We start from the raw sequence: 25189 nt of genomic DNA, 5'->3' as shown, positions 1-25189 counted from the left end.
GACTTAGAAATCAAATATAGGTACTAGTATATCTTTATAGAACCCATATCTGCTTGTGCATCGATTGTAAATTCAGGGTTAGCGCCAACAAATCCACTTTTATAGCCATCGAAACTTTTATTATAATGGATGTCATTGCGATCCAAATGAACTGCCCCTGAGTTAGTTGCTAGTTCAAAATTGAAGTCTTGATCAGCTGGAGCTGTCAAGCGAATGGTCCCAGAATTAGAGTTTAGTTTCAAATCGTTTGTTAGTTGGTCAACTCTCAAACGAAGTGAACCAGAATTAATCGTGAATTCTCCGCCACCAACAAGATTGTCTATACGTACAGAACCAAAGTCAGCGTTAACTTTAGCATAATCAATAGTTGCATCGCTGATATTAACAGCACCTAATTGAGCATGTATTTTAGCTTGTTCAGCCTTGATATGTGTTGCCTTTATTGATCCGGATGCAAGCTGCCAATCTGCAGTCTTGGTATCCATATTTTTGACTTTGAAACTTCCGGCGTTAATTTGAACGTTAAACTTCTCGGTAACTAAGTCTTGTGCATATAAGCTACCTGCTTGGTTTCGTACTTCTATTTTCCCGGTGGTGAACGAGCGCGGAATTCCTATGTTCACAGCAGTGCGGACATGGAAGAGCATTGGATGTTCACCCTGGTTAACTACAATTTTATCATCATTTTCTGAGATAGTGGCAAAATAACGTCTATTATCACGACTAAAGTATTCATCAATAGTAATGAGGTCGATTTTATCATTTGTATAGAAGTGAATCGAAGCTTCGCTGTAATCAATTACAAAATCTTTGGTACTGGTTGGCACGGTCAATTGATGGTGAGATTTAGCCCAGTTAGGTTCCTTGAAGTCTTTATTTTCAAAAGTATCATTGATATCTGAATCAACATTATCTTCAAATTTATAGTATTTATCGCCCACACGGGCGCCATCACGGTCAACGTGCAACCAGTCACCAAATTGGACTTTATTATTTTTGCCATCAAGTATGATATCATCACCAAGTGTTACGCCTTTTTTGTTGATGTGTAAATTTCCAATGTGCACGCCTTTATTTGAAATATCCACGTAAGGTCGTTTTGGTTCAGATTCTTTATCTGTTTCCTCTTTTGTACTGGGTTCACTTAAGTCCTTTAACAAACTATCAATATCACCTAGTTGCTCAAAAGCATCGTCCAAAGCTTCATTATGGGACCGATCAGTTTTGGAAAAATCTTGATAAGCTTCTAATAAATCGGCTACAAGTTCTTCTTTAAATTCCGTTAATTGTGCGTTCGGCGTATATTTAGAAAAAATAACATCCAAACGGGTTCTAATTTCCATTTCAACGCTCATCATAATCTTTTATCCTTCCGCTAATTAAATGGCTAATGATATCTTTGGCGAAGTCCCATTCTTGTTGTGCTGATTTAAAATGTTCTTGGCCCTGATCAGTAAGGGTATAGTATTTTCGTCTAGCCCCCTGGGTTTGATCACCCCAGTAACTACGGATGTCTCCGACCTTTTCCAAGCGTCTAAACGCAGTGTACAGTGTTGCCTCGTTCAGTTCGTATTGCTTACTGGATAATTGGCGAATGGATTTTGAAACTTGGTATCCATAAGAATCACCTTGACTAAGAATATTTAAAATAATGGTGTCCGTATGACCACGAATGAGATCTTTTGATATATCCATATGCAGTTACCTCTTATAACTACATAATATAACATATTACTGTGGTTGTCAAAGTAATTTATTATAGGCTGTTATCAGAATGTTTCACATGAAACATTCTGATCGTTTTCTTGTAAAATTAAAATGTCCTTTTTTATCTAATATTCTGGTATAATAAAAACATTCATTACACTGATAAAGATAATATCATACGCGTCAAAGAGAGTTAGCGGCTGCTGTGAGCTAATCCGTGGATATTGTTGAGTTACACAGTGTGCAAATCAATGACGTGTGCCGCGATAAGGCATATTAAGTGGTAGGTCCGATGACTTACAATTTAGGTGGTACCACGGTGAAAATCGTCCTAGTCTATTAAGATTAGGACGATTTTTTCTGTAATTAAAGGAGATGGCAATGAATTTTATTGAAGATTTGAAATGGCGCGGTGCGCTGAACCAAGTAACAGATGAAGCAGGATTAATTGAAGCAATGGCATCAGGAGAAATTGGGGCCTATGTGGGTACCGATCCAACAGCTGATTCATTACATTTGGGGCACTTGATTCCATTTATGGTGTTAAAACGTTTTCAAAATGCTGGCGGAAAAGCCGTTATTATTATTGGCGGTGCAACTGGTGCTATTGGTGATCCACGTCCAACAACAGAACGTCAATTACTTTCACCAGAACAGTTACGTCAGAATGAAAAAGGAATTACTGAGCAAGTAACCAAGCTATTTGGTGATGAAAAAACTGCTATTGTTAATAATAACGACTGGCTTGGCAAATTAACATTGACAGACTTTTTACGCGATTATGGTAAGTTATTCTCTATCAATGTGATGTTGAAAAAGGACGTCGTAGCTTCACGTTTAGAAACAGGTATTTCATTTACAGAGTTTACCTACCAGATTTTGCAAGGCATTGATTACCATGAACTATGGCGTCGTCATAATGTACAATTGCAGATCGGTGGCTCAGATCAATGGGGAAACATTACGTCTGGCATTGATTTAATTCACTCAATTGAAGGGAATAATGCAACAGCTTTTGGTCTAACGATTCCTTTGATGACTGACTCATCAGGTAAAAAGTTTGGTAAGTCAGAAGGAAATGCAATTTGGTTGAATCCGGAAAAAACTTCACCCTACACTTTCTACCAATTCTGGTATAACCAAAGTGATGAAGATGTTGTGAAGTATTTGAAATACTTTACATTTTTGGGTGTTGATGAGATTAATAACCTCGAACAAGAAGCCAAAAATAACCCTGGAGGTCGTATAGCACAAAAACGCTTGGCACAAGAGGTAACTAAATTTGTTCACGGAGAACAAGCTGTTGCTGATGCTGAAAAGCTATCAGCAGCATTATTTAGTGGTGATGTTGCTAATTTATCTGCAGCAGATATTGCTGATGCATTTGGTGGTGTGCCAAGCTTTGACATTACATCGGAAAAGAAAAATGTTGTCGATTTCTTAGTCGACGGAGAAGTCGAGAAATCAAAGCGTCAAGCGCGTGAAGACGTTACAAATGGGGCGATTACCATTAGTGGTGAAAAAGTAACGGACGTTAACTTTGAAATCGATCCAACAAAACATTATGATGGTGAATTTGTATTGGTTCGTCGTGGTAAGAAAAAATATTTCTTGGGAAAAGTTAAATAACTTATTGCTAGCGCACCTTTGGAGGATATTATGAAAATTTTAATGTACAATACAGTTTCAGACGAAATGCCATATGTTGAAAAATGGACTGAAAAAACAGGCCACGAAGTAGTGACCATTGATCAACCACTTAACGAAACGACGGTGGATCGCGCTAAAGGTTTTGATGCAATTACCACACAACAAACAACAGCCATTAATGCACCAGTTTATGCGCAACTAGCTCAATTCAATATTAAGCAAATCGCTATTCGACAGGTTGGCTATGATGTGTTGGACTTGCCAGAAGCCTTTGCTCACAATATTCGTTTGTCTAATGTTGCAGCCTATTCACCCCGAGCAATTGCAGAATACACGCTAACACAGCTTTTTAATTTAATTCGACACAATAAAAAGTTTGATCGCGCCATGAATACGGGTGACTATACTTGGGCTGCTGGTGGTCAAGCGAGAGAAATTCATGATTTAACTGTTGCTGTGATTGGTGTAGGTCGAATTGGGACAGCCCTTGCAGAAATGCTTCACGCGCTGGGCGCAACAGTGTTAGGTGTGGACCCAATATATCGTGCCCAGAACGAACCATTTGTAACTTATACGACATTAGATGATGCTTTGTCTCGAGCAGATGTTATTAGTTTTCATACACCATTAAATGACGAGACGCGCTATATGGCTGATGAAAATTTCTTTGCTAAAATTCAGCCAGGAACAATTATGTTGAATTTTGCGCGTGGTGAAATTGTTGACATGGTTGAGCTTGAAAAAGCACTCGAATCAAAGTTATTGGCTGGTGCAGCATTTGATGTGACACCAAATGAAAATGATTTTATGAACCAAAAGCAAGATATAACGGCGCTACCAGCAGATGTAAAGCGCTTAATCGAATATGACAACTTTCTACTGTCACCACATATTGCTTTTTATACAAACACAGCAATAAAAAATATGGTGGAAATGGCTTTAAATGATGCCGTAACGATGGTAAATGGCGGCGTTACTGAAAACGAAATTTTGCGGTAAAGTTCAGATTATTCAAACGTCAGTAATAAACTGGCGTTTTTTTATCAAAAAAGACGATGATATTGAATTCATCGTCTTTTTAAAATGTTTTTAGTCTGGTGCTTTCTCTGTGTGATTTTTCCAGAGAGAAGCTAATACTGAACCAGAAATGTTGTGCCAGACAGAAAACATCACGGCTGCGATGGCTGAAGCAGGTTCAAAAAATGAAATGGCCAGTGTTGATGCAAGTGCCGAATCCTGCATACCAACTTCGAAGGTAATTGCCTTTTGTTGAGGGGTATCCATTTTCATTAGTTTCGAGAAACCGTAACCCAGTAAGTAACCAAGCAAGTTATGTAATATGATGACTGGCACCAAAATTAGGGTTGATACTGCTAAAATGGTTTTAGAGTTAGCTGACAACACGGCTAGAATAATCACTAATATAGCCACTTGGGATATTAAAGGCATAATCTCAATGACTTTTTGGACATGTTCTTTAAAAATCGTATGAACGATGATACCCAAAACAATAGGTATGACAACAATTTGAAATGCAGAAAAAAACATTGATGAAAAAGGTACATTCACCCATTTTCCGGCTAATAGCTTCAATAGTGTCGGAATCATGACAGGTGCTAACAATGTAGAGAGCAGGCCGATTGAAACATCAAGCGCAACATCCCCTCCAGATAAGAAGGACATAACGTTAGAGGATGTGCCAGAGGGCGCTGATCCTACCAAAATTACACCAACAGCTGCAGCGCCGGTTAACCCAAACAAATGTACCAGTAAAAAAGCAATGAAAGGCATAATAACATAATGTGCTATCGTTCCTAAAATAACTTGTAGGGGATTACGAGCAACCCTTTTAAAGTCATTTGGTGTCAACGTAATACCCATACCAAATAAGACAATCATCAGTAAGATTGATACAGCCGAGAGGTTGCCCACTTTTGTTGTAGCAAGCGTAGTACCTGGTCCAGGAATAAAAATAGCCAATAAAGCTACTAAAATAACAAAAAAGGTAAAGTATTTAGTAAGAAATTTTGAAAGTGATTTGATTGTGTTCATAGTTGCTCTCCCAGTAACTTATAATAAATTGGCTGTTTTTTTCAATTATGGACACCCAAAACCATTTTTGCGTAGCGACTCATTCTGTCCGTAGACCATGCCGGTTCCCAAACTAATTCAATTTTGACATCGTGTACTTCATCTATTGCCATGAGTGCACGTGTAATCATCGTATCTAATACCGCAGTCAATGGACAGCCCATCGTGGTCAAAGTAAGCTTAACAGTGACATGTCCATTTTCATCCATAGCTAGTCCATAAACTAATCCTAAGCTAACAATATCGCAACGCAGTTCGGGGTCGATTACCTGTGATAAGGCTTCCAACATCTGGTCTTGTAGTTCTTGTGTTTTATTTTCCATGTGTCAGCGTCCTTTATGACATTTGAGGATAGCTTTTAGCTAGGGAATAATTCATCAGCGCCCTTTAATACGCCGCCAGTATTTGCTGAAGTGACTAAGGCTTGATAACGTGCCATCCAGCCATTTCGCATTTTAGGAACAAAGGGTTTGAGATGTTCATGGCGTTCCGCTAGCTCTGTATCATCAACATGCAAATGCATCGTACGATTGACAAGATCAATGGTAATCTTGTCACCATTTTCAACCAGTGCAATTGGACCATCATCAGCGGCTTCGGGACTAACATGGCCAACAGAGATACCACGTGATGCACCGGAAAAACGGCCATCCGTAACCAAAGCCACCTCTTTTCCTAGACCCATACCAGTAATAGCTGATGTAGGTCCTAGCATTTCGGGCATACCAGGGCCACCTTTTGGTCCCTCATAGCGAATAATCAGCACGTGACCAGCGTGAATTTGACCGCTATCTATCGCCTCAACCGCTTCTTGTTCAGAATTAAAGACAATGGCTTCTCCGGTAAAATCTTTAATACTTGGGTCAACGCCACCTGCTTTAATAACTGAACCTTTGGGTGCTAAGTTGCCATATAAAATGGATAAGCCACCTTGCTTTGAATAGGGATTAACATCGAACTTCCGGATAATTTCGTCATTAATGATTTCATGATCAGCAACATTTTCGCGCAATGTCTTACCGGTTACAGTCATGCGGTCAGGGTGCAAAACGTCACCCATACGAATTAGTTCATTGATAATAGCGGGCACACCACCAGCATTATGCACGTCTTCCATTGCCCATTTAGAAGAAGGGGCAATTTTAGATAGGTAAGGTACTTTTTTAGCAATTTCGTTAATGTCTGCTTGGTCATAATCAATGCCAGCTTCATGAGCGATAGACAACACGTGCAAAACAGTATTGGTTGAGCCACCCATGGCCATATCAAGTGCCATGGCATCATCAAGCGCTTCTTTTGTAATTAAATCGCGTGGTTTAACATTTTCCTTAACCATACGCATTAATTGCTTGGCGCCATCGCGAATTAAATCACGTCGTTCATCAGAAATTGCTAGTGCAGTGCCATTGAACGGCAAGGCGATACCCATCACTTCCATTAAGGTATTCATGGAGTTAGCTGTGAACATACCAGCACAAGATCCACAAGTAGGGCAGGCATTTTGCTCCATTTCTAAGAATTCTTCCTCAGTCATTAGTCCTGATTTAAATGCACCCACGGCCTCGAACATAGAAGATAAAGTCGTGGCTTTTCCTTGAGGATCTAAACCAGCTTTCATGGGGCCACCGGAGACGAATACAGAGGGTACATTACAGCGCAAAGAAGCCATAATCATGCCAGGCGTAATTTTGTCACAGTTTGGTAAGAAGAATACACCATCAAACCAGTGTGCTGTGATGACAGTTTCAGCTGAATCGGCGATTAATTCACGAGATGGCAACGAATAGCGCATGCCTAAATGCCCCATCGCAATACCATCGTCCACACCAATGGTGTTAAACTCAAAAGGAATGCCACCGGCATCACGAATGGCTTGTTTGGCGACATCAGCTAGTTCACGCAGATGAACGTGGCCAGGGATGATTTCTACATAGGAATTACAGATGGCAATGAATGGTTTTTTCATATCTTCGGGGTTACTGACTTGACCTGTCGCATATAATAACGAGCGGGCTGGAGCTTGATGAATACCCATTTTGATATGATCAGATCGTTTTTGTAAGTCATCGCTATTTACATTAAATGAAAAAGTGTCTGTCATGAAATAAATCTCCGCGTTTTCTAAGTTTTAATATGTTTTTACTAATATGAGTATAGGGGTATAAACTCAATTGTCAACGAACTATTCCAAATTTATATGATTTATCGCTTCATCTATAAAATGACCAGATTATGACGATGACTGTAAAAATATAGAGACAATCTTGCTTATCTTCCGATAACGTTTGACATTTTAAAATTATAGGAATATAATTATTTCAATATTAATGTGAGTTTTTACTAAGAAACGAAAGATAACATAATGAATAAAAATATAAAAAAATTGAACAACATTCTCATTATCCTTCTTATCAGCTGATGATTAGTAGGTTATTTTGAGTGAATGTCTACTAATCGATTTGGATTTAGTAGACAGTTGGGACATTTTTTGTTCAGGCACCTAACTGTGAACGCAGTTAGGTGCCTTTTTTCATAGGATTGGGGGATCAATGATAAACATAGAAAAATTTATCAGCACGAGAAAACGCTTAAAAATTTCACAAATGGCGCTATGTACTGATATCTGTACACAAGCTACTTTGTCCAAATTTGAAAAGCATCAACAAGTGCCAGCTTTTGATATCATGATTGCTCTGTGTGAACGGTTAGGGTTAACGTTGAATGATGTTTTTCCAATCAATGTTACTGCGCGTCAAACAAACAATGAGCGTGTTTTAACATTGGCCACACAAGCACTCTTTTATCAAAATATTGGAAAATTTGAGCATCTAATCAAACAAGTAGAAATCGATAAAATGGTTGATACCGAACGGCCAACCTATCAAATTACGCAATATTTTTCGGCAGTTATCTTAAAACAAGACTGTCTAAAAGCAAAACAAATCATTAAAAAAATTGATATAGCAGGTCTTAACAAGTCACACAAGTTATTGTTTTATGCCATAACGAGTCATTACTATTATCAACGAGGCCAATTCAAAGAGGCTCACCAGGCTTTTGAAGACGTTTGGCGCTACCAAAAGGAAAGTACAACAGTAGACCATTCTGGATTTCAAGCGGCGATTGTTTATTTGTTAGCACAATATCAAATGTCGATTAAAAACTACAAATATGCTATGATGTTGGCAACTTATGGCATTGATTTAGCGAGCGCAAGCGATAGTACTTATTTCTTAGAAAACTTTTTTTGGCTATTGGTGCAAGCTAGTGATACTTGGGATAGTCAGAATTTTATTGTAAATGAGATGATTGAAAATGCGCGTGTGATTGCTAAAATACATAAAAACGAAGCTATTTTACAAAAAATCAGTCAGCGAAAAGGGGAAAAATAATATGGCAACACTCAAGGTAGAGAATCTACATGTTTCAGTAGAAGGAAAAGAAATTTTAAAGGGCGTTAATTTAGTCGTCAACACTGGTGAAATTCACGCTATTATGGGACCTAATGGGACTGGAAAATCAACTTTATCACAAACAATTATGGGACATCCAGCATATGAAGTTACTGAAGGTCATATTTACATGGATGATCAAGATTTGGCTGACATGTCAGTTGATCAACGCGCTCGTGCAGGTCTATTCTTGGCCATGCAGTACCCATCTGAAATTCAAGGGGTGACCAATGCTGAATTTATGCGGGCAGCTATCAATGCTCGTCGTGCTGAAGACGATCAAATCAGTATTATGTCTTTTATTGAAAAACTTGATGAAAAACGCGAATTTTTATCGATGTCAGAAGAAATGGCAGAACGCTATCTTAATGAAGGATTTTCTGGCGGTGAAAAAAAACGTAATGAAATCTTACAGATGATGATGATAGAGCCGAAAATTGCTATTTTAGATGAGATTGATTCAGGATTAGACATTGATGCTTTAAAGGTCGTTTCTCGTGGTGTTAACGAAATGCGTTCCAGTGAATTTGGCACACTTATGATTACGCACTATCAACGGTTACTTGACTATATTGTGCCTGATTTTGTCCACGTGATGATGGGCGGGAAAATAGTTAAAACAGGCGGTGCGGATTTGGCGAAGAAACTAGAATCTGAGGGATATGCGGGATTGCGAGATGAACTCGGATTGAACGTTCATTTGACAGATGAAGATGTGAATTCGTATTTTGTGGAGGATTGATATGGTTGATAATAGCGCAATACAGTCTTTACCACTACCAACATTTGCTAAAGTTCGATACAGTTCCTGGCAACTTGATGAAATGGTAGCAGCCAAGGAAGAAACGACAACGTCATATTTCACTGAGAATAATGTTCACGGCATCGAAGTTAGTGGGCTATCCACTACTTATCAGCAATTATCGGATGACATGATCGCTCGTGGAGTGATTCTGATGAATATGGCACAAGCACAGATTGAACATCCAGCATTAGTTGAAAAGCTGGTGGGTAGTGTGATTTCCAAAACAGCCGATCGATTATCAGCACAAAATTTTGCACAGTTTAACACAGGAATTTTTGTCTATATACCAGAAAACGTTCAATTTGATGATGTTTTGCACCTGTCATTGAATCATTTAGCTATATCTGGAGAGGATTTTGTGGCTCGTATTTTTGTATGCGTTGGCGCCAATGCCAAGGTTGACATACTACAAGAAATGCATACAATCGGGACTCAAAAAACAAAGGCTTCTGTTGTTATCGAAGCTGTAGCGGATGTAGGTGCCCAAGTCACTTACGCTAATATTGATGCCTTTGGTGAACAAACGACAGCATTTATTAATCGAGAAGTTGAAGTAAGAGATCATGCAACTGTGGATTGGCAAAATGCTGAGTTTAATGACGGTAATGCAATCATACGATTAGCTAGTCAACTAAATGGTGAAGGCGCTACGTCACATACAAATGTCATCGGACTTACCACAAAAAAACAAACGCAAGGTTTGGTGACAACCATTTTGAATCGTGGTCGCCATACCATTGGTCATATCTTCCAACGAGGCGTTATTCTCAATCGGTCAACTTTAGTATTTAATGGTATCGGGAAAATTATTAAGGGCGCTAAAGGATCGGATGCGCAGCAAGAATCGCGTGTTTTGATGCTATCACGTCGCGCACGTGGAGATGCAAATCCTTTGTTACTAATTGATGAAAACGATGTGACGGCGGGGCATGCAGCTTCTGTGGGACGTGTTGATGAAAATCAAATGTATTATTTAATGAGTCGGGGTATTAGTGAGCAAGTAGCTCGAAAGCTAGTTATTCGCGGCTTTATGGGTGAAGTTTTAGCAAAAATGCCAACAAAAGCGGCACAAAGGCAAGTAGTTGAAGAAATAGAAAGAAAGTTACGACATGAAGACGATTAGACATGATTTTCCAATACTAAATCAAACAGTCAATGGGCAAGAGCTGCTCTACTTTGATAGTGCGGCTACGTCACAAAAACCCCAGTATGTGATTGATTCATTAGTGAATTATTATCAAAATAATAATGCAAACGTGCATCGTGGTATTTATGAGCTATCAGAGCGTGCGACACAACAATATGAACAAGCCCGCGATAAAGTGCAAAAATTCATTCATGCTCAAAAACGGGAAGAAGTTTTATTCACTCGTGGCACAACTGAGTCGCTTAATTGGTTGGCAAGTACTTATGGTGCAGAAAATGTTAAACAAGGAGATGAAATCCTAATATCTTACATGGAACATCATTCTAATATTGTGCCGTGGCAACAATTAGCGCAACGTGTTGGGGCTCATTTAAAATATGTCGAACTCAATGACGATGGCACCTTAAATATGGCTGATCTTGAACGGAAAATAACAGACAAAACTAAAATTGTATCAATCACACATGCTTCTAATGTGTTGGGGGTTGTTAATCCCATAAAAACAATCGCAAAAATAGCCCACAAACATGATGCTATCATGATTGCTGATGGCGCCCAATCTGTTCCGCATATGCGTGTTGATGTGCAAGATATGGATGTTGATTTTTTTGCTTTTTCGGGTCATAAAATGCTTGGACCAACAGGTATAGGAGTTCTTTACGGCAAACATGATATTTTAGAAAATATGAAACCTGCTCAATTTGGTGGAGAAATGATTGAATTGGTAGACTTGCAAGAAGCGACCTTTCAGCCTTCACCATGGCGTTTTGAGGCGGGAACGCCTAATATTGCTGGTGCAATTGCTTTAGGATCCGCTATTGATTATCTGACAAATATCGGAATGAAAGAGGTCGAAAACTATGAGCAGTCTCTAGTTGATTATGCCTTGCCAAAGCTAAAAAGTATTGCGGGTGTCACCATTTATGGTCCGCAAAACAGTGAACAGCATTCAGGCGTGATTGCATTTAATTTAGCAGGGGTCCATGCCCACGACTTAGCAACGGCCTTGGATCAAGAAGGGATTGAGGTTCGTGCAGGACATCATTGTGCGCAGCCGCTGATGAAATATTTGAATATTGCAGCGACAGTTCGTATTAGTTTGTATATCTATAATACGCGTGAAGAAATCGATCGATTTCTTAGTGTCATTGAAGATATTAAGGAGTATTTTAACCGTGAGTTTGCATAATTTAGATCTTTTATATCGTCAAACAGTCATGGAATATGCCCAACATCCGCATCATTATAAGCCTATGTTGGGTACAGAAACTTATCATGTTCGAAAATATAATCCCACTTGTGGTGATATTATTGATTTAGCTTTTGAGATGACTGACGATAAAGTGACAGATATATATTTTTATGGGGATGGCTGCGCTATATCAAAGGCTTCGGCTTCAATGATGACAGATTTAGTACTGGGACAGCGTCGTGAAGCTGTCGCTACCTTACTTGAGGAGTTTTCAAAACTGACACGTGGCGAAGTAGCTGATACAAAACCTCTTGGAGAAGCACAAATTTTAGCAGGGGTTACTAAATTTCCTACACGAATAAAGTGCGCAACTTTAGCATGGCATGCCTTGGACGAGTTATTATCAGTAGAGAAATAAAGAGGTTTCGATGATGGAAATAGATAGACAAGAAGCTATTAATCAAACAAAAGCAGCCATTTCAAATGACAAGGCCAGTGAACTAGGATTTCAAGATGACTACCAGGCTGTATTTTCAACAGGAAAAGGGTTAAACGAAGACATTATTCGTCAAATTTCAGCTAAAAAGAATGAACCTCAATGGATGTTAGACTACCGGTTACAAGCCTATCAAACATACCTCAGAATGCCTATGCATACATGGGGGCCAGATCTAAGTGAAATTCATTTTGAAGATATTTACTACTATAATAAGCCAACAAATGATAAATATCGTGATTGGGATGATGTACCAGCTGAATTAAAGGAAACCTTTGAGCGTTTGGGTGTACCTGAAGCCGAACGGAAGTGGCTAGCAGGGTCTTCTGCCCAGTACGAGTCTGAAGTGGTTTACCACCGGATGAAAGAAGAATTCGCTAAGACAGGTATTATTTTTACCGACACAGATACTGCGGTCCAAGAATATCCAGAGCTTATTCAAGAATACTTTGGATCACTGGTTAAACCAACCAATAATAAATTAGCGGCCTTAAATTCAGCAGTTTGGTCTGGTGGTACATTCATTTATGTCCCTAAAGGTGTTCACGTTACGACACCTATTCAGTCTTATTTTCGAATTAATACTGAAAATGAAGGTCAGTTTGAACGGACACTTATTATTGTTGATGAAGGGGCGCATGTTGATTACGTTGAGGGCTGTTCAGCACCAATGTATTCAGGGGATGCACTACATGCTGCTGTGGTAGAAGTGATTGTTAAAAAAGACGGATATTGCCGTTACACTACGATTCAAAACTGGTCTAATAATGTGTATTCATTAGAAACAAAACGTGCAGCAGCGCATGAAAACGCAACAATGGAATGGGTTGATGGTAATTTTGGTTCAAAAACGACGATGAAGTATCCATCAGTATATTTGGAAGGCGAGGGCGCAAAGGGAACAATGCTATCGATTGCTGTTGCTGGCGAGGGCGTTAACTTAGATTCTGGTGCGCAAATGATTCATAATGCAAAAAATACGTCGTCATCTATCATTTCAAAGTCGATTGCACACGATGGTGGTTCTACAGATTATCGTGGCACAGTGAAATTTGGTCGCGAATCTGATGGGTCATTTGCTCACGTCGAGTGTGACACGATTTTAGTTGATGATAAATCTTCAGCTGATACGATTCCATACAATACAATTTTGAATGGTAATGTGTCAATGGAGCATGAGGCAAAAGTATCGCGTGTTTCCGAAGAGCAATTGTATTATCTAATGACACGTGGTATTTCTGCCGAAAAAGCCACAGAGATGATTATTATGGGCTTTATCGAACCTTTCACAAAAGAACTGCCAATGGAATATGCTGTTGAGTTAAATCGATTAATGAAATTTGAAATGGTGGGATCGGTAGGATAAGGTATGAATAAAAAAGTTGAGGCAAGTATCATGGATGCTTTAACGACAGTCATTGACCCAGAACTGCGAGTTGATATTGTTAACTTAGGATTAATCAATGCTGTTGATATCAATTCTATCGGTGATGTAACCATTAATATGACGCTTACAACGATGGGGTGTCCGTTAATTAGTGTGTTGGAAGAAATGATTGACGAAGCATTAAAAATTTTACCTGAAGTAAAGACAACCAAAGTTGAACTCACATGGGAACCAGCTTGGGAAATTGATCGAATGTCGCGATACGCAAAAATGGCGTTAGGATTATAAAACGACTAAATTATATAAAATTGGAATAAAACACACCTTGTAATTGACGATGAATTATAAAGTAGTTATGATTGGATTATTAAATTAAAAGGAAGTGTTTCACATGAGAAATCAGGCTACTGTACAAACGAATATTACAAATGCAGCCCTTCTCCTCAACTTGCTTAGACTACCCTAGCAAGTTGAGCTTTTGAGCTGGTTGTTAGGTACTTATCTAATGGCTAGTGAATAAAAGGATGTGAGTGCATGATCCCGGACTAGTCAAATTGACTGGTCCGGGATTTTAATTTAAGGAGAAAATTATGGCAAGCAAAGTAACTTTTTATGACACAACAATGCGTGATGGTGAACAAACAATTGGGGTTAACTTTTCAATTGAAGAAAAGATTGAAATAGCAAAAGGATTGGATGATTATGGCGTTGCAGCAATTGAAGCGGGATTTCCTGCGGCTTCTCAGAAAGACTTTGAAGAAGTGAAAAGAATTGCAGAAGTTGTGGATAACGCAAAAGTTGTCGGTTTGGCACGAATGGTCAGAAATGATATTAATGCGGTTATTGAGGCAACCAAGGATGCAAAACATCCAATGATTCATGTGTTCATTGCAACTTCACCAATTCATCGTGAGTTTAAATTACACATGACCAAAGCAGAAATTTTGGACAAAATCAAAGCAGACGTTACTTTTACTAAGCAACATATGCAAGATATTGTATTCTCACCTGAAGATGCGACACGAACTGAACCTGATTTTTTGGTAGCCAGCGTGCAAACAGCTATTGACGCTGGAGCAACAATGATTAACATACCAGACACAGTTGGTTATGATACGCCAGAAGAATACGGTGAAGTTTTTGAAAACTTGCGTCAAAATATTGTTGGTTTTGACACAGTTGGTTGGTCAACACATACACATAATGATTTGGGTATGGCAACGGCTAATGCTTTGGCAGGCATTGAGCATGGTGCGACGGAAATTCAAGGTACAATCAACGGGATTGGTGAACGTGCCGGAAACGTTGATATGATTGAAGCAGCAGCAGCTATTCATGTGCGTCATGAAAAGTTTAATGCAGAAACAGATATTGTCTTAGCTCAGTCAAAAGCCATTTCTGACATTGTCGCACGCGCAACCCGCATGCCAGTTGCGGGTAATAAACCCATTATGGGACGCAATGCCTTTGCTCATGAATCTGGGATTCATCAGGATGGTTACTTAAAAAATCCAGAAACTTATGAAATTTTGAAGCCAGAAATGGTTGGTGCGACGGCATCCCTACCTCTGGGAAAATTGTCAGGATCGCATGCGGTAATGTCAAAACTAAATAGCCTAGGTTATGAGGTGACTCGTGGTGATATGAAATCAATTTTCCCAATCTTTAAATCAGTTGCCGAAGAGTCTGATTTGATTACAGATGATCAATTAAAGGTTATTATGCAAGTCGTTGAAGAAAAAGAAATGGTGAGTTATCAATAATATGACATCAGTTAAAAAAATAGTAGTTTTAAAAGGCGATTATATCGGTCCGGAAATCATGACAGCAGGATTAGCAGTATTGGACGCTGCGACAAAGGATACAACATTTGCTTATGAACTTATAGATGCACCATTTGGTGGTGATGGTATTGATCGAGCTGGTGACCCTCTACCACAGTCAACTATTGATGTTTCAAAACAAGCTGATGCGGTGCTACTTAGTGCAATTGGTGGGCCGAAATGGGATAATGCGCCACGACGTCCAGAACAAGGGCTATTAGAAATTAGATCAAAACTTAACGTATTTGCTAATATCCGGCCAACAAAAGTGACGGCAGCACAAATTGACCGTTCACCACTGAAGCCAGAGTATGTTGAAAATACGGATTTTGTAATCGTTCGTGAGCTGACCTCTGGTGCTTATTTTGGAAAGCCACGTAAGCTCGAAGCACATCAAGCGATTGATACGATGTATTACAGTGAAGAAGAAGTAACTCGTATTATGCACCAAGGCTTTAAAATGGCGCAAAAACGGAACAAGCATGTCACCATTGTTGATAAGTCAAATGTATTGGCTACATCAAAGTTTTGGCGAAAGATTGCTAATGAAGTTGGCAAAAGTTATCCGGATGTGACAATCGACTATTACTATGTTGACGCGATGACAATGGCTATTATGGCCAAGCCCACAGCATTTGATGTTGTGATTATACCTAATTTGTTTGGGGACATTTTAAGTGATGAAGCAGCACAAATTACAGGCTCAATTGGACAAATACCTTCTATGTCAGTTGGTGAAAGCGGCCCTAATTTGTATGAGCCAATTCATGGCTCAGCACCTGACATTGCTGGGCAAGGCATAGCCAATCCCATTTCTATGGTAAATACAGTAGCTATGATGTTAACGGAAAGTTTTGATGAAAAAAGGATTGCCGATAAAATTACTGCAGCAGTAGACTACATTATTGAAAACCACTATGTGACACCAGACATGGGTGGCGCGATGACGACCGATGAGGTCACGCAAAAAATGGTTGATTACATTAAAAAGTATGAATCGGCGGATATAAAATGAGCAAAACACTATTTGACAAAATTTGGGAAAAACACGTCATTACTGGGGAAGTCGGTGAAGCTCAACTGATTTATGTGGATTTACATTTAGTACATGAGGTCACCTCACCACAGCCTTTCGATGGGTTGAGAAGTACAAATCGCCGCGTTAGGCGACCGGATTTAACCTTTGCGACAATGGATCATAACGTGCCGACTAAAGATATTTTTAATGTACAAGATCAAATGTCTCGATTGCAGATGGATACATTGGTCAAAAACACGAAGGAATTTGACATCCCATTAGCATCAATTGGTGATGACAAGCAAGGAATTGTGCATGTTGTGGGGCCTGAACGGGGTCTGACACAGCCTGCCAAAGTAATCGTCTGTGGTGATTCCCACACAGCAACACATGGTGCGTTTGGAGCAATCGCCTTTGGCATTGGCACTTCCGAAGTTGAGCATGTGCTAGCGACCCAAACGATTTGGCAAGTTAAACCAAAAACCATGGGGATTAAGGTGACTGGAAAACTGCCTAAAAATACATACGCCAAAGATATTATCATGGGCATCATTGCTAAATATGGGGTGTCGTTTGGAGTCGGTTATGCGATCGAATTTTACGGAGAAACTGTTGAGAACCTTTCAATGGAGGCTCGTATGACGATGTGTAATATGTCAATTGAAGCTGGTTCAAGAACTGGTATGGTGCAACCAGATCAAACGACATTTGACTACATTGAAGGTCGTGAACAAGCACCAAAAGATTTTGAATCCGCTAAAAACTATTGGTCACAATTCTACACAGATGATGAAAGTGATTTTGATGAGACGTTGACCTTTGATGTATCAAATTTGAAACCGATGGTGACATGGGGAACAAATCCAGGCATGGCCACACCTGTTGATCAGTCTTTGCCAGCAATCAAAGATGATAATGATGCCAATGCCTATGAATATATTGGCTTGCATCCCAATATGAAGCCAGTTGACATTAATTTAGATTACATTTTCATCGGATCATGCACGAATAGTCGTTATGAAGATCTTGAAATTGCTGCGAATATGATGAAGGGGCATCACTTGGCGCCTAATGTCACTGCCTGGGTGGTGCCTGGCAGTCGTGCGATAAGAAATCGTGCGATTAAATCGGGTATTGCTCAAATATTTGAAGAAGCTGGTTGTGAATGGCGTGAACCAGGATGTTCGGCATGCTTGGCGATGAATCCCGATAAAATTCCAGCAGGGAAACATGTTGCTTCAACATCAAATAGAAATTTCATTGGACGCCAAGGTGCAGGATCGAGAACGCATTTGGCTTCTCCAGCTATGGTTGCTGCAGCAGGGATTGCTGGTCACTTCGTTGATATTACGACAGATGAATTTGTATAGGGGAATAATATGGAAGCTTTTGTAAGAGAAACAGGTAGAGCGGTTGTTATTCCAAATGACAACATTAATACTGATATTATCTTGCCTAAACAATTTTTGAAAAACATTTTAAAGACCGGCTTTGGTAAAGATTTATTCTTTGATTGGCGCTACAATGCCGACGGTTCGTTGAATGAGGCGTTTGAGTTGAACAAACCAGCACATCAAGGGGCTTCAATTTTAATTACAGGAAATGATTTTGGATCGGGCTCATCACGAGAACACGCAGTATGGGCGTTAACGGATTATGGATTCAGGGCAGTGATTGGCGGCGGATTTTCAGACATTTTTTACATGAATTCAACTAAGAATGGTTTGTTACCGATTGTGTTGCCCGAAGAAAATCGGAAAATATTACGGGGTATTCAAGCAGATGAAAATATTCAAATTGATTTACCCGAACAAACTGTGACTTATAAAAACTATACTTTCCACTTTGATATCAACTCACAATGGAAAGAAAAGTTTATCAATGGTGAAGATGATATTGATAACACGATGAAATATGAAAAATTGATCGCTGCATTCGAAAAGCAACGACCAAATTTTGGTTAGGAGGCAGTACATGGAACAGGCAATGAATTTGCAACAACGGATGGACACGACCAAAGAAACAGCGACATTTTACCGTGTCTTTGCGATGATTGCAGCTGGTATGATTTTAGATGGGGCGGACGTTTATCTTGCTAGTGCAGTAAATAGTGCAATAGTTAGCACACATTTTGCCACACTTGCACAAGGTTCTGTGTTTCTTTCCTCTGGATTTTTAGGTCTTTTCTTTGGGTCCATTTTTGCTGGATTTATCGGTGATTTTCTGGGCAGAAGAAAAGCGTATTCGACTAATTTGTTGATATTTGGTGTACTAACCCTATGTGCGGCATTTGCAACTAATATTTGGATGTTAGTCGGACTACGTTTTTTCGCCGCAATTGGGTTAGGCGCAGAAATTGTGACAGGTTATGCCCTAATTAATGAATTTGCCCCAATTAAAAATCGTGGTCGGTGGAGTGGCGTAACTTCTGTGATTGCTAATTTGGCTGCACCATTGACCTTACTTTTGGCAGCAAGCGTTATTCCTCGTTATACATGGCGTGCAATGTTTGTTATTGTTGGTGTGTTAGCATTGATTTTATGGGTGGTTCGCCGTCATTTTCCCGAATCACCGCGATGGTTAATTGCACGCGGAGAATATGATAAAGCTGAAAAGATCATTGAGAAATTGGAAGTGAATGGTTCGTACAGCACAAATGATTCTAGTGTAAAACGACTACCAGTGAAGACTAGGATTGGTATTGGGCTTTTGGTTGCAACGGTTGCTGTCAGTGCAGTTAATTTAACACAGTATACATTTACATCGTGGATGCCAACATTATTGATCAAACAAGGAATCGAAGTGGTTCATTCACTAACATTCTCCGCAGTTATGATGGCTGGGGCTCCAATAGGCGCACTTATAGGCGCATTATTGGTTGACGTGATAGGTCGTAAAAAGGTCATTGTTTCTGCCTTTGTAATGACTGCGGTGTTTGGGATGATTTATTCGCAGCAACATACAACGGTTGGAATTTTAACGGTAGGATTTTTGGTCGTAACTATGATGTATATTTTGATGGCTTCGGTTGTCGGGGTTTATATGTCAGAGTTGTTCCCCACTTACTTTAGATTCCGTGGAACAGGTTATGCTAATGGCGTTGCTAAAATATTGACGGTTTTAACACCATATTTTGCAGCGTGGGCAATTACACAATTTAGTGCGAACTTGATTTTCTATTTTATCGCAGCAGTGGCGCTAATTGCAGCTATTGTGGTCGCAGTTTATGGGCCAGAAACAAAACAAAAAGCAATATATTAAAAGGATGGTATTTTATCATGACAGAAGCAACAACAGCAAAGATTCATTGGAATGGTGGCGTTCAAGGTGAAGCCATTGACATCTTGAAAGAAGATGGGGGGATGATCGTTAGTCCAACAAAAGTGGGTTACATTATCATGACTTCAGATGATCAAGGGTTGGAACGAAAATTTGCTGCTAAGAATCGTAAGCGTAATAAACCAGGTGTCGTACTATGTGGTTCAGTAGAACAAGTTAAAGAATTAGCACAAATGACACCTGAAATCGAACAAATGTATCAACAACATTGGGATGAGGACATTTTGTTGGGTTGTATCTTGCCATGGAAAGAAGAAGCAAAGAGCAAGATACCAAATGACGGGACCAAAAATTTGATGATGGATAAACGTGAAACTAGTTGTTTTGTTATCAAGTTTGGTACACCAAGTGAAAATATTGCCAAAGAAATGTGGGAAAAGTACGGTAAGTTCTCATTTGCAAGTTCAGCTAATCCTTCTGGTAAGGGGAATCGTGGTTTGGTAGCTGGTATTGGTGACCAAATTGAAAATGCTGCTGACTTAATTATTGAGGCCGATGATTACGTGGCATCAATTCAACCCGACAAGACATTAGATACACGTTACGAACAAGGGGTGATGGTATCTATGGTTGATGAGACAGGTAAGCTCATTCCAGAACAAAATGGTGCTGTTGGTATCCAACCAGCGCCAATCGTTATTCGTAAAGGATTAGATGTCGACAAAATCATGAAAATTATGAGTGATATTTTCTCGTCATGGGACTATCGTCACGGATTTTATTACTAAAAAATTGCATAAAACAGTTAAAAGCCAAACGAGCGTTACGCTATCTATTTTATTGATTGCGAGCTATTAAAAGATGATTAGGCAACGAAAAATATCTCAACAATGACATTTGTTGAGATATTTTTTTGTTGACAAAACAATTAAAAATCCATATAATATTTTTGAACATATATTATATGTCGTATAGTATTGGAGAAAATAAGTATGGCAATTCAAATGAGTTCAGAATTATTAGACGGTTGCGTTTTAGCGATATTAGATAAAGAAGATTATTACGGTTATGCATTAACGCAAAGAGTGCAGGGCACGATTTCTGTTTCGGAATCGACGTTATACCCTGTACTACGGAGATTAAAAAATAATCAATTTGTTACAACGTATGATCAACCTTATCAAGGCAGAAATCGACGTTACTACCAGATTACAACACGAGGTCGTGACAGATTGGCTAGCATACGCCAAGATTGGGTAATGTTCCAAGCAAACGTTGACACATTATTGAAGGAGAGATAAGCAGATGGAGAATTATTTAGCTGAGTTAGAGCAACTACTACATCAGTTGCACCATTCAGATAAAGAGGAAGCGATGAATTTCTATCGAGAGTACGTGATGGATGCTGATTTAGTCACATATGAGCAATGCATTAGTGAGTTAGGCACACCAAAACAACTCTCACGAAAAATTTTAGCTGACTATTCAATTAAGGCAGATGAAAAATCAACAGATGATACCACTAGTAAAAATCCACGGTCAAATATTAAGCTGATTTGGTGGATTGGATTAGCATTACTGGCGTCACCGTTAGCATTACCTGTATTCATTGTCTTGGTCACGCTTGCTGCTGTTGGTTTTGCAGTCCTAGCGGCTTTTATTGCAGTTGTCATTGCACTGAGCCTGACAAGTATTTTATTAGTCATTATCGGAGTTGGCGTTTTGCTGCAATCAATCTGGACGGGGCTGTATTATATTGGTTGTGGTTTGCTCATATTGGGCATAATGTTGACAGTAATACCAGCTGGTATTGGTCTCTTGAGGTGGCTAATTGATAAAACAGCACAATTAAGCAAGGCAATTTATCGTCGCTTTACTGATAAAAAGCACATGCATCGGGAGGACAAATAACATGAAACGAAGTGTTAAAATTGGATTGAGTTTGATAGTTATTGGTGCTGTGCTAGCTTTAATTGGATTTGGTTTTGGTGGCGGATCCAGTTCTATTTCTTGGAATAATGGCCCTAAAGTTATTGACCGTAAAACACAAAAAGAAAGAATGGTACAACATTCATATACTTATAGCGAGGTGAAAAATATTGACGTGTCAACATCTTTACCTGTACGTATTATCACAGGGGATGTTAAGAAAACCACCGTTAAAGTAATGACGTATCAAAAACTACCCGAGTTGAGCTATCAGCAAAGTCATTTGAAAATTACTGATAAACAGGCTAACAGTATATCTCAAGGTAATATTAACATCGAATTTAATATTACTGGCATTTCTTGGAATTACGGTAACCATGGATATCAAGAGGGTATTGTGATTACAGTACCGCAATCACAAAGTTTGACTGATATTCAAATTGACGGACAGAATAGCAGTGATGTTAGCCTGTCTGATGTCAAAGCGGATAAAATAGCAATTCAACATGTTGCAGATACAAGATTAAAAAACATAATAGTTCAACATGACTTAACGTTCGATGATATTGAAGATACTGATTTAAATGACGTGACTACATCGACAGCTACAATTAAAAGTGATAATGGTGATTTAACTATACAAAATACACGAATTAGCGATGGAATGAACATTCAACTTGAAAATGGTGACTTGAGCATGCATCATAATCATATTAATACGGGTAAAATAAACACATCATATGGGGATGTCGCTTTAATGAATAACCAACTATCTGGTCAGCTTACCATTACAGCACAAGATGGCGATATATCGGCAATGATTGGGAAAAGTAGTGTGACTGCTAAAACGCTTGACGGGGATATTTCTGCTTTCAATAGTCATGATGATGATCAGACAAGTTACACACATAAAGGAACAACTGGAGCATACGTAATATCAACAGATAGCGGCGATGTGACGATTAAGCAGTAGTTAATACATTTGCTCAGTAGCTGGTTAGTATCATTAGTTATATTATTAAAATAAGATAATAAAACATTCGACTTAATTAGAGTAAGATAATATAATTAGTTTCATATTAAAAAATATAAATTATATGAAAAAGAGGAAAAATTATGAACAAAACAATTAAAAAAATGAACCATTCTCTCCTCTACCTACTTCTCAGTTGATGTTTAGTAGGTTCTTTGAGTGACTATCTACTAAACCAATGTGACATTGATTAGTAGATAGTTGGGACAAGTGAGTAAAAACACCCCAACTGTTAAAGGTTGGGGTGTTTTTTTGTCCTTTTCAACTTAAAGAGGTAGTAGCGCGAATTCGAATGAGCATCGTGCTAAAAAATAATCGAATGTAGTATGGAAGGACATGTTTAGTTCATTAGGGACACAATTTGTTCAGCATATTTACGCAATAACAGGTGCTGTGATAATCTTATTTCTACAGCAAAAAGGGAGAAAATTTATGATGTTAAATATAAAAAAACAAGCAACTGTTCAGTCCGATGCGATACGCTATGGGGCAATAATTATTCTTTTTTTGGTATCGGGAATGCTGTTGTTAATGACAAGTGCTACACAATATCCTGAAATGATAGCGATGGCCTATCTTTCCTTCACAATGGGATTGCGGCATGCTTTTGATGTGGATCATATTGCAGCAATTGACAACATGACACGCAAGATGCTTAATGATGGTAAAAATACACGCGGCGTTGGTTTTAGTTTTTCATTTGGACATTCAATGGTTGTGGTGTTGATGGCATTGGTAACCGTTCTGTTTGTAGAATGGGCAAAACATTCTATGCCTATTTTTGAGCAAATAGGAGGCGCCTTAGGAACACTTATTGCAGCTACCATGTTGATGATGTTGGCCATCGTGAATAGTGTTATCTTGCATGATATCTGGGTGAAGTTTGTCGCTATGCGTAATCATCATACCAAAGCAGGTACAGATGACCAAATCAATTCATCTAAGATTTATCGTTTATTTTTGAAACTATTAGGAATGATTAAGCATAACTGGCAAGTAGCAATTGTTGGATTTCTTTTCGGATTAGGTTTTGATACTGCTACTCAGATTGCAGTATTAGCAACATCTGCCACAGCTGCAAATGCAGGAGTTCCCTGGTATGCAACATTAGCTTTTCCGTTATTATTTACTGCTGGTATGTGTTTGATGGATACCATTGATGGTTTTTTTATGAGTACGACGTATCGTTGGGTATTTTCATCACCTTATCGTAAAGTGTATTACAATTTAACAATTACAGGGATTTCTATAATGGCAGCCGGATTTATTGGATTTATTGATTTTGTTCAGTCATTTAGCGTGATGTTTAATTGGAACAACGCATTGACACGATGGGCGGCTTCGCTAGATTTTAACCAGATGGGCGTCATACTGGTCGCATTGTTTGTTATCGCATGGGTCGTTGCGATTACTATTTGGCACGTGTTTAAATTAGCTGATAAAGAACAAATAATTTGAACCATCATCATAAAAAATACGCTAAGGCAGATCAAAAAAGTGTTACTTTAAGTTGATACGCTTGGTGCGTTTTTTATTTTAAATAGCGTAGACCTATCTTTCTTTGAATTATGATAAAATGAGAACAATCGCTACTATGTACATGGAGATCATTCTAATGATAAAAATTGTTAACGTAACCGAAGAAGATAAAGCTTATTGGCAAGACATTTATATGCAATCATTTCCAGAATATGAACGCCTTGATTTTATGCAGCTAGCTCAGCTGGCTAAGACAAAAGAACCCGTTAAGATGGCTTTAGTTGTTGATGAACAACCAGTTGGTATTTTGTTATTGGTTGAAATATCAGCACAAAAAGTATTTGTACTCTATTTTGCAGTTGATGCGAATATTCGTGGAAGAGGGATTGGGAGTAAAACAATTGCTGCATTAAAAGAGCAGTACCCAAATGGGGTAATATTAGAATCAGAAATTACAGGCCAACAGGCAGATAATGAAATGCAACGTGTGAAACGATATGATTTTTATAAGCGCAATGGGGTTAACGATGCGCATCTCGTGACTAAAAATATGGGCGGGACTTTCCATCTATTGCGTACGACAGATGAAATCTCTGACGATGACTATCTCAACGCAGTCTCAGAATTAGGAATTGAAGCCCAGGTTGAGTAATTTTAGTCATAAAACTAATATTTTTGACACAGCAACATTTTTGTTTTCA

Annotated in this window: 24 protein-coding genes and 1 pseudogene; 20 read left to right on the top strand and 5 right to left on the bottom strand. The window is 38.8% G+C overall.

The window, feature by feature from the left end; genetic code table 11:
* Positions 1 to 23: 23 nt before the first annotated feature.
* Together RHP64_RS10165 and RHP64_RS10160 are read right to left on the bottom strand one after the other, a co-directional pair.
* Positions 24 to 1358, bottom strand: a complete 1335-nt coding sequence (locus tag RHP64_RS10165) for a DUF4097 family beta strand repeat-containing protein (RefSeq protein ID WP_025268588.1) — start codon at positions 1356 to 1358, stop codon at positions 24 to 26.
* Positions 1345 to 1695: a PadR family transcriptional regulator gene (locus RHP64_RS10160; protein ID WP_010293234.1), complete on the bottom strand. Its 351-nt coding sequence runs from the start codon at positions 1693 to 1695 to the stop codon at positions 1345 to 1347. The genes RHP64_RS10165 and RHP64_RS10160 overlap by 14 nt, the downstream gene beginning before the upstream one ends.
* A gap of 393 nt (positions 1696 to 2088) precedes the next feature.
* Here RHP64_RS10160 and tyrS point away from each other — a divergent pair, with 393 nt between their 5' ends.
* Both tyrS and RHP64_RS10150 read left to right on the top strand, forming a co-directional pair.
* Positions 2089 to 3336: a tyrosine--tRNA ligase gene (gene tyrS, locus RHP64_RS10155; protein ID WP_011680557.1), complete on the top strand. Its 1248-nt coding sequence runs from the start codon at positions 2089 to 2091 to the stop codon at positions 3334 to 3336.
* Between the two features lie 30 nt (positions 3337 to 3366).
* Complete coding sequence (locus RHP64_RS10150) at positions 3367 to 4356, top strand: D-2-hydroxyacid dehydrogenase (protein WP_011680556.1); 990 nt, start codon at positions 3367 to 3369, stop codon at positions 4354 to 4356.
* 90 nt (positions 4357 to 4446) lie between these two features.
* Here the strand turns inward: RHP64_RS10150 and RHP64_RS10145 are convergent, their stop codons facing one another.
* From RHP64_RS10145 to ilvD, 3 genes are read right to left on the bottom strand one after another with little or no spacing between them, the layout of a single operon-like run.
* Complete coding sequence (locus RHP64_RS10145; protein WP_014325259.1) at positions 4447 to 5409, bottom strand: bile acid:sodium symporter family protein; 963 nt, start codon at positions 5407 to 5409, stop codon at positions 4447 to 4449.
* A gap of 41 nt (positions 5410 to 5450) precedes the next feature.
* A complete protein-coding gene (locus tag RHP64_RS10140) occupies positions 5451 to 5771 on the bottom strand; it encodes a metal-sulfur cluster assembly factor (protein WP_011680554.1) in 321 nt (106 codons plus the stop codon).
* Positions 5772 to 5806: 35 nt separating this feature from the next.
* The gene (gene ilvD, locus RHP64_RS10135) at positions 5807 to 7549 is read right to left on the bottom strand and encodes a dihydroxy-acid dehydratase (protein WP_011680553.1); all 1743 of its coding nucleotides are present in this window, start codon (positions 7547 to 7549) and stop codon (positions 5807 to 5809) included.
* A gap of 448 nt (positions 7550 to 7997) precedes the next feature.
* On the opposite strand from ilvD, the gene RHP64_RS10130 reads away from it, so the two are divergent.
* The 18 genes and pseudogenes from RHP64_RS10130 to RHP64_RS10045 all read left to right on the top strand — a co-directional run bounded on the left by RHP64_RS10130 (position 7998) and on the right by RHP64_RS10045 (position 25140).
* Entirely contained in the window at positions 7998 to 8840 is an 843-nt protein-coding gene (locus RHP64_RS10130) for a helix-turn-helix domain-containing protein (protein ID WP_025268587.1), read from the top strand.
* A 1-nt stretch (position 8841) separates the two neighbouring features.
* Positions 8842 to 9642, top strand: coding sequence for a Fe-S cluster assembly ATPase SufC (gene sufC, locus RHP64_RS10125; protein WP_025268586.1), 801 nt, complete (start codon positions 8842 to 8844; stop codon positions 9640 to 9642).
* Position 9643: 1 nt separating this feature from the next.
* Complete coding sequence (gene sufD / locus RHP64_RS10120) at positions 9644 to 10828, top strand: Fe-S cluster assembly protein SufD (protein ID WP_025268585.1); 1185 nt, start codon at positions 9644 to 9646, stop codon at positions 10826 to 10828.
* Complete coding sequence (locus RHP64_RS10115) at positions 10815 to 12041, top strand: cysteine desulfurase (protein ID WP_014325255.1); 1227 nt, start codon at positions 10815 to 10817, stop codon at positions 12039 to 12041. Before sufD ends, RHP64_RS10115 begins: the two co-directional genes overlap by 14 nt.
* The gene (sufU, locus tag RHP64_RS10110; protein ID WP_025268584.1) at positions 12028 to 12462 is read left to right on the top strand and encodes a Fe-S cluster assembly sulfur transfer protein SufU; all 435 of its coding nucleotides are present in this window, start codon (positions 12028 to 12030) and stop codon (positions 12460 to 12462) included. The genes RHP64_RS10115 and sufU overlap by 14 nt, the downstream gene beginning before the upstream one ends.
* Before the next feature lie 13 nt (positions 12463 to 12475).
* Entirely contained in the window at positions 12476 to 13906 is a 1431-nt protein-coding gene (gene sufB / locus RHP64_RS10105) for a Fe-S cluster assembly protein SufB (RefSeq protein ID WP_014325254.1), read from the top strand.
* A 3-nt stretch (positions 13907 to 13909) separates the two neighbouring features.
* Positions 13910 to 14215 carry a metal-sulfur cluster assembly factor gene (locus tag RHP64_RS10100; protein WP_011680547.1) on the top strand — a complete coding sequence of 102 codons (306 nt, stop codon included), beginning with the start codon at positions 13910 to 13912 and terminating at the stop codon, positions 14213 to 14215.
* Between the two features lie 302 nt (positions 14216 to 14517).
* Positions 14518 to 15690 (top strand): 2-isopropylmalate synthase, encoded by a 1173-nt coding sequence (locus RHP64_RS10095; protein WP_014325253.1) that lies wholly within the window; start codon positions 14518 to 14520, stop codon positions 15688 to 15690.
* Position 15691: 1 nt separating this feature from the next.
* Positions 15692 to 16765: a 3-isopropylmalate dehydrogenase gene (leuB, locus tag RHP64_RS10090; RefSeq protein WP_025268583.1), complete on the top strand. Its 1074-nt coding sequence runs from the start codon at positions 15692 to 15694 to the stop codon at positions 16763 to 16765.
* Positions 16762 to 18138, top strand: coding sequence for a 3-isopropylmalate dehydratase large subunit (leuC, locus tag RHP64_RS10085; RefSeq protein ID WP_014325251.1), 1377 nt, complete (start codon positions 16762 to 16764; stop codon positions 18136 to 18138). Before leuB ends, leuC begins: the two co-directional genes overlap by 4 nt.
* Positions 18139 to 18147: 9 nt before the next feature.
* Positions 18148 to 18732, top strand: a complete 585-nt coding sequence (gene leuD, locus RHP64_RS10080; RefSeq protein WP_010290567.1) for a 3-isopropylmalate dehydratase small subunit — start codon at positions 18148 to 18150, stop codon at positions 18730 to 18732.
* Positions 18733 to 18742: 10 nt separating this feature from the next.
* Positions 18743 to 20029 carry an MFS transporter gene (locus tag RHP64_RS10075; protein ID WP_025268582.1) on the top strand — a complete coding sequence of 429 codons (1287 nt, stop codon included), beginning with the start codon at positions 18743 to 18745 and terminating at the stop codon, positions 20027 to 20029.
* Between the two features lie 17 nt (positions 20030 to 20046).
* Positions 20047 to 20835 carry an L-threonylcarbamoyladenylate synthase gene (locus RHP64_RS10070; RefSeq protein ID WP_025268581.1) on the top strand — a complete coding sequence of 263 codons (789 nt, stop codon included), beginning with the start codon at positions 20047 to 20049 and terminating at the stop codon, positions 20833 to 20835.
* A 204-nt stretch (positions 20836 to 21039) separates the two neighbouring features.
* Positions 21040 to 21348, top strand: coding sequence for a PadR family transcriptional regulator (locus RHP64_RS10065; RefSeq protein WP_025268580.1), 309 nt, complete (start codon positions 21040 to 21042; stop codon positions 21346 to 21348).
* A 4-nt stretch (positions 21349 to 21352) separates the two neighbouring features.
* A pseudogene (locus tag RHP64_RS10060) lies at positions 21353 to 21502 on the top strand (HAAS signaling domain-containing protein); the annotation flags it as partial.
* A 457-nt stretch (positions 21503 to 21959) separates the two neighbouring features.
* The gene (locus tag RHP64_RS10055) at positions 21960 to 22949 is read left to right on the top strand and encodes a DUF4097 family beta strand repeat-containing protein (protein ID WP_025268578.1); all 990 of its coding nucleotides are present in this window, start codon (positions 21960 to 21962) and stop codon (positions 22947 to 22949) included.
* A 492-nt stretch (positions 22950 to 23441) separates the two neighbouring features.
* Entirely contained in the window at positions 23442 to 24467 is a 1026-nt protein-coding gene (locus tag RHP64_RS10050) for a HoxN/HupN/NixA family nickel/cobalt transporter (RefSeq protein ID WP_081107467.1), read from the top strand.
* 157 nt (positions 24468 to 24624) lie between these two features.
* On the top strand, positions 24625 to 25140 hold the full coding sequence (locus RHP64_RS10045) for a GNAT family N-acetyltransferase (protein ID WP_010295526.1): 516 nt from the start codon (positions 24625 to 24627) through the stop codon (positions 25138 to 25140).
* Positions 25141 to 25189 lie beyond the last annotated feature (49 nt).

It is taken from the genome of Leuconostoc sp. XM4 (assembly GCF_055698815.1).
Note: the sequence above shows the minus strand (reverse complement) of the source record. Positions and strands in the feature narration are given on the sequence as shown.

Bases quoted from the DNA above. Each gene is read 5' to 3' on its own strand.
- RHP64_RS10165 (WP_025268588.1), bottom strand. From the start codon at position 1,358: ATGATGAGCGTTGAAATGGAAATTAGAACCCGTTTGGATGTTATTTTT.
- RHP64_RS10160 (WP_010293234.1), bottom strand. From the start codon at position 1,695: ATGGATATATCAAAAGATCTCATTCGTGGTCATACGGACACCATTATT.
- tyrS (WP_011680557.1), top strand. From the start codon at position 2,089: ATGAATTTTATTGAAGATTTGAAATGGCGCGGTGCGCTGAACCAAGTA.
- RHP64_RS10150 (WP_011680556.1), top strand. From the start codon at position 3,367: ATGAAAATTTTAATGTACAATACAGTTTCAGACGAAATGCCATATGTT.
- RHP64_RS10145 (WP_014325259.1), bottom strand. From the start codon at position 5,409: ATGAACACAATCAAATCACTTTCAAAATTTCTTACTAAATACTTTACC.
- RHP64_RS10140 (WP_011680554.1), bottom strand. From the start codon at position 5,771: ATGGAAAATAAAACACAAGAACTACAAGACCAGATGTTGGAAGCCTTA.
- ilvD (WP_011680553.1), bottom strand. From the start codon at position 7,549: ATGACAGACACTTTTTCATTTAATGTAAATAGCGATGACTTACAAAAA.
- RHP64_RS10130 (WP_025268587.1), top strand. From the start codon at position 7,998: ATGATAAACATAGAAAAATTTATCAGCACGAGAAAACGCTTAAAAATT.
- sufC (WP_025268586.1), top strand. From the start codon at position 8,842: ATGGCAACACTCAAGGTAGAGAATCTACATGTTTCAGTAGAAGGAAAA.
- sufD (WP_025268585.1), top strand. From the start codon at position 9,644: ATGGTTGATAATAGCGCAATACAGTCTTTACCACTACCAACATTTGCT.
- RHP64_RS10115 (WP_014325255.1), top strand. From the start codon at position 10,815: ATGAAGACGATTAGACATGATTTTCCAATACTAAATCAAACAGTCAAT.
- sufB (WP_014325254.1), top strand. From the start codon at position 12,476: ATGGAAATAGATAGACAAGAAGCTATTAATCAAACAAAAGCAGCCATT.
- RHP64_RS10100 (WP_011680547.1), top strand. From the start codon at position 13,910: ATGAATAAAAAAGTTGAGGCAAGTATCATGGATGCTTTAACGACAGTC.
- RHP64_RS10095 (WP_014325253.1), top strand. From the start codon at position 14,518: ATGGCAAGCAAAGTAACTTTTTATGACACAACAATGCGTGATGGTGAA.
- leuB (WP_025268583.1), top strand. From the start codon at position 15,692: ATGACATCAGTTAAAAAAATAGTAGTTTTAAAAGGCGATTATATCGGT.
- leuC (WP_014325251.1), top strand. From the start codon at position 16,762: ATGAGCAAAACACTATTTGACAAAATTTGGGAAAAACACGTCATTACT.
- leuD (WP_010290567.1), top strand. From the start codon at position 18,148: ATGGAAGCTTTTGTAAGAGAAACAGGTAGAGCGGTTGTTATTCCAAAT.
- RHP64_RS10075 (WP_025268582.1), top strand. From the start codon at position 18,743: ATGGAACAGGCAATGAATTTGCAACAACGGATGGACACGACCAAAGAA.
- RHP64_RS10070 (WP_025268581.1), top strand. From the start codon at position 20,047: ATGACAGAAGCAACAACAGCAAAGATTCATTGGAATGGTGGCGTTCAA.
- RHP64_RS10065 (WP_025268580.1), top strand. From the start codon at position 21,040: ATGGCAATTCAAATGAGTTCAGAATTATTAGACGGTTGCGTTTTAGCG.
- RHP64_RS10055 (WP_025268578.1), top strand. From the start codon at position 21,960: ATGAAACGAAGTGTTAAAATTGGATTGAGTTTGATAGTTATTGGTGCT.
- RHP64_RS10050 (WP_081107467.1), top strand. From the start codon at position 23,442: ATGATGTTAAATATAAAAAAACAAGCAACTGTTCAGTCCGATGCGATA.
- RHP64_RS10045 (WP_010295526.1), top strand. From the start codon at position 24,625: ATGATAAAAATTGTTAACGTAACCGAAGAAGATAAAGCTTATTGGCAA.